At 61.0% G+C, this 4,324-nt stretch carries 3 protein-coding genes and 1 pseudogene; all 4 read left to right on the top strand.

Annotated features, from left to right (window positions below; genetic code table 11):
* Positions 1–1,084 (top strand): DUF3300 domain-containing protein (locus tag AC1DUU_RS24580; RefSeq protein WP_476785993.1); only part of this gene is annotated, 1,084 nt, incomplete at its 5' end.
* 21 nt (positions 1,085–1,105) lie between these two features.
* A complete protein-coding gene (locus tag AC1DUU_RS24575) occupies positions 1,106–2,107 on the top strand; it encodes a DUF2950 domain-containing protein (RefSeq protein WP_476785992.1) in 1,002 nt (333 codons plus the stop codon).
* A gap of 261 nt (positions 2,108–2,368) precedes the next feature.
* Positions 2,369–4,069, top strand: coding sequence for a SulP family inorganic anion transporter (locus tag AC1DUU_RS24570; RefSeq protein ID WP_476785991.1), 1,701 nt, complete (start codon positions 2,369–2,371; stop codon positions 4,067–4,069).
* 21 nt (positions 4,070–4,090) lie between these two features.
* A pseudogene (locus AC1DUU_RS24565) lies at positions 4,091–4,324 on the top strand (polyphosphate kinase 2); the annotation flags it as partial.

Raw genomic sequence — 4,324 nt, 5'->3', positions numbered from 1 at the left:
GCTCAACTATCCAGAGCTCGTCAAGATGATGAGCGACGATCTCGAATGGACACAGGACTTTGGCGACGCTCTCGCCTACCAGCAGAAGGACGTGCTCATCGCCATCCAGCAGTTGCGGGAGGAAGCGGTGGCGAAGGGCGTCATCAAAAGCGATGACAAGATGAAGGTGGAGACGTCCGGCGACAACATCATCATCCAGTCGGCGAGCAGCGAAAAGGTCTATGTGCCGCGCTACGAGCCGGAAATGCTGTACCAGCCGGGCTACGTTGCGCAGCCAATCACCTACTATCCCGATCCCTATCCAAGCTACTGGTACCCTACCGCGACTTTCTTTGCGGCGGCGGCAACCGGAGCGATATGGGCTGCGGCGGTCAATTGGGATGATTGGGGTATTTGGGGCGGTAACTGGAACGGCGGCGACATCGACGTCGACTGCAACAACTGCCTCAACAACATCAACGGCAAGCTCAACCTCAAGGACGTCGACTGGAAGAATGTCGACCGCTCGAAGCTCAATTTTGACAAGAGCCAACTGGCCAAATTCGATCGGACGAACGTCAAGAACAGGGTTGAGAATACCCGAGCAAACTCGATCGGCAACCGCGCGGCCGACATCAAGAGGAGCCAGTCCGCAAACCTCTCGAACCGAACAGCCAAGGCCACGGATATACGCAAAAGCACTCTTGAAGGGCTGAAGAACAGGCCTGGCGGCGACTTGGCAAAGGCCCGGCCCGACATGCCGAGGCCGGCTGCGCGGCCAGGCAGCGGCGGCCGTGATATCGGAAAGGCGACCAACCAGCGGCCGGCCAACGCCAAACGCCCTGCCGGCAAGCCAAAGGTTGCAGCAAGACCTGACAATAGGCCCAAGAAGCCATCCGGGCTCGGCAATGTCGACCGCGGGAAGGTTGCTCAAGTACAATCCAGGCGTGGCCAACAGGCCATGGGCGGTGGCCAGCGCGGTGGTGGAAAGGCCGTTCAAAATCGCGGCGGCGGGCACAACCTGCATCGAGGCGGCGGCGGCGGACGATCCTTTAGCGGCGGCGGCGGGCGCGGCGGAGGGCGTGGTGGTGGCGGGCGGCGTTGAGAGCGGGAAAGGAGCAAGACCATGAACACGATCCTCAATCATCAATTCCTACGCTCGATTTGCTTGGCCGCTCTTGTCTCTGGCTTTGTCGCCACGGTACCGGCCGCGACGCGTGCTCAGGAGCAATCCCCGCCCGCGGCTCCTGCGACTGCGGCGCCCTCCGACGAAGATTACGGCATCTTTGCCTAYGAGGCGGAGAAGGAAGCGCCGTTCTTCGATGACTCGGCCCAGGCCGTTGACGCCTTGAAAGCCGCTTTGGCCGCTAATGATTTCGACAGGGTGGCAAAGCTGCTCGGCCTCGATGCAGACAAGCTCAAGTCAGCGGAAGGGATTATGGACACCTTCGCCCAGATTCGCGACGCTGCGGCCAAGCAGGTCCTCGTCGTCGATACGGACGGCGGCAAGCTCCTCCAGCTCGGCGACAAACTCTGGCCATTGCCATTTCCCCTGTTGAAGGGAGATGACGGAAAGTGGGCCTACGATGCCGAAGCGGGCCTGGAGGAGATCGTAAACCGTCGCGTTGGCCAAAACGAGCTGGAAGCGATTTCGACCATGCGCACCTATGTCGACGCACAAAATGATTACGCCTCGGAGGACCGGGACGGCGATGGCGTAGATGAATTCGCACAAAAACTGGTGAGTAGCGAAGGCGCGACCGACGGCCTGTACTGGCCTGCTACCCAGGAGGACGGAGAAAGTCCGGCAGGCGGCTTCGTCAAGGAGGCTGAACTTGAAAGCGCCAGCAAGGGTGAAGGTTATTTTGGCTATCGTTTCCGCATCTTGACCGGCCAAGGTGATAAGGTTGCGGGAGGCGCTTATGATTATATCATCAACGGCAACATGATCGCCGGATTTGGCCTGATCGCTTGGCCAGTCAAATATGCCGAAACCGGCGTGAAGACGTTCGCCGTGAATCAACAGGGCATTGTTTATCAAGTCGATCTCGGTCCCAGCACTGAGGACATCGTCAAGTATATTGACCGCTTCAACCCGGATGACAGCTGGGACGTCGTTAACGATTGAGCCGGTGGTTATTGGTGCAGCGGCGATGCCGGAACCGACGCCGACGCGGCCGCCAAGACAGCGCAAATCGGGGCGACAGCATGAGCTTGAGATCGATGGTCGTCTTCATGCCGGCGTTCGATCTCGTCGCCCGCAACCTGTACTTTCAGCTTCATGCCGTGCCGGAGCACATAGCGCGTCCGCCAGTAAATGCAGACAGATTGAAAACTGGCTAATATATGAAAATCTTCTAATATAATCCGGGCAACAAGGATCCCTTAAGTGGGCTTGTACCTTCACGTGCCAGCTGGCCTCACAGGCTACAAGYGGGACTGGGTTCGCAGTGATGTCTCGGCTGGGCTCGCGGTTGCGGCGGTCGGGCTTCCCAGTGCCATTGCCTATCCGGCGATAGCGGGGCTGCCGCCAGAGACCGGCATCTACGCCAGCATCGCCCCACTGGTCGCCTACGCGTTCTTTGGCCCCTCGCGCCAGCTCATCGTCGGCCCGGACGCGGCAACGATGACCGTGCTTGCGGCGACCTTGGTCGCAGTCACTGCAAGTATGCCAGCCGGGAGTGCGGTGGACCGCACGTCAATCGCGGCAATGCTGGCGCTCGGCGTCGGATTGTATTGCCTGGCCGCGTGGGTGCTTCGGCTCGGAGTGTTGGCGACATTCCTGTCGCGTCCCATCCTGACCGGCTTCTTCACCGGCGTCTCCTTTTCGATCCTGATCGGGCAGATCAAGCGTTTCACCGGGGTAAGCATCGAGACAGAAGGCCTGCTCAGGCCCATACTCGAGCTTCTCAGCAAGGCGAACCTGATCCACTGGCCCTCCCTTGCGCTGGCCCTGGCGATGTTCGGCCTATTGCAGGGGGTGCGGATCACGCGCTTTCCGGTGCCCGGGCCGGTGCTGGTCGTGGTGCTGTCGGCGGTGCTTTCAGCCGTCTTCGATCTTCAGGGACACGGCATTGCCGTGGTCGGCGATATCCCGACCGGCCTGCCGTCCCTGACATTGCCACATGCCGCCGGACTTCCTTTCGAAACGCTGGCGCTTGGCGCCGCGGCTATTTTCCTCGTGAGCTACGGCTCGGGCATCATCACGGCCCGCAGTTTCGGGGCAAAAGCCGGCCAACCAGTCGACCCCAATCGCGAGCTCATCGGATTTGGCGCTGCAAACCTGGCTGCGGGGCTCTTCGGTGCCTTTCCGGTCACGGCTTCCGACTCGCGCACGGCCGTCAACCTGACTATTGGCGGCCGCTCGCAGGTGACCAGCATTGTTGCCGCGGCAGCGTTGATTGCGGCGCTGCTCTTTCTCGGGCCGGCCCTCAGGATCATTCCCATTCCTGCCTTGGGCGCGATACTTGCCGCGACCGCCATCAACCTGATCGACCTGGCCGCTCTGAGGCAGGTCTGGCGTGTCAGCCGCATCGAGTTCGTCTTCGCGCTCATCGCGATGTGGGGCCCGATCRGCCTTGGCGTCCTCAATGGCGTGGTCATCGCGATCAGCGCGTCGCTGGTCTTCATTCTGCACAAGCTGATGTACCCCCGCGATGCCATGCTGGGCCGGGTTCCGGGCCATGAGGGCTTCTACAAGCTGCATCGGGCGCCCGAGGCCTATCAGGTGCCCGGCATCGCCGCCTGCCTCATCCAGGGCAGCCTGCTATTCTTCAACACCGACTACGTCCAGTCCCGACTGCGATCCATTGCCGACGGACTGCCTGCCGACACGCGCTGGCTGGTGATCGATGCCAGCGCCGTTGCCCAGATCGACAGCTCGGCAGCGGAAATGCTGGGCGAGCTTTGCAACGAGCTTCGCGGTAGCGGTATCACCATGGGCATGGCGGAACTGCACGCCGAAGCGCGCGAACTGCTGCGTCGGGCCGGCGTCATCGAGCGCATCGGCCCCCACATGGTCTTCGACAATCTGGAGGACGCCTATAAGGCATTCGAGGCCCAGACCTCTGTATCACCTAGAGTTCACTGATTGGACGGAAAGGAGAAGAAGATGGGTAAAAACAAAGACAAGGACAAGGCAGCAAAGGACGAGGCGAACTCGGGAAGAAGCTACACGAAAGAACTCGCCCGGCTTCAGGTCGAGCTTGCCTATCTCCAGGCGTGGGTGAAAAAATCCGGGGCGCRCATCGCGATCATCTTCGAGGGTCGCGATGCTGCCGGCAAAGGCGGCGTGATCAAGCGCCTTACCGAGCGTGTCAGTCCGCGCGTGTTCCGTGTCGTGGCG

This window comes from Aminobacter sp. P4_H6_2, assembly GCF_056400805.1.
The sequence above is the reverse complement of the archived record's forward strand: the minus strand, read 5'-3'. Positions and strand labels throughout refer to the sequence as shown.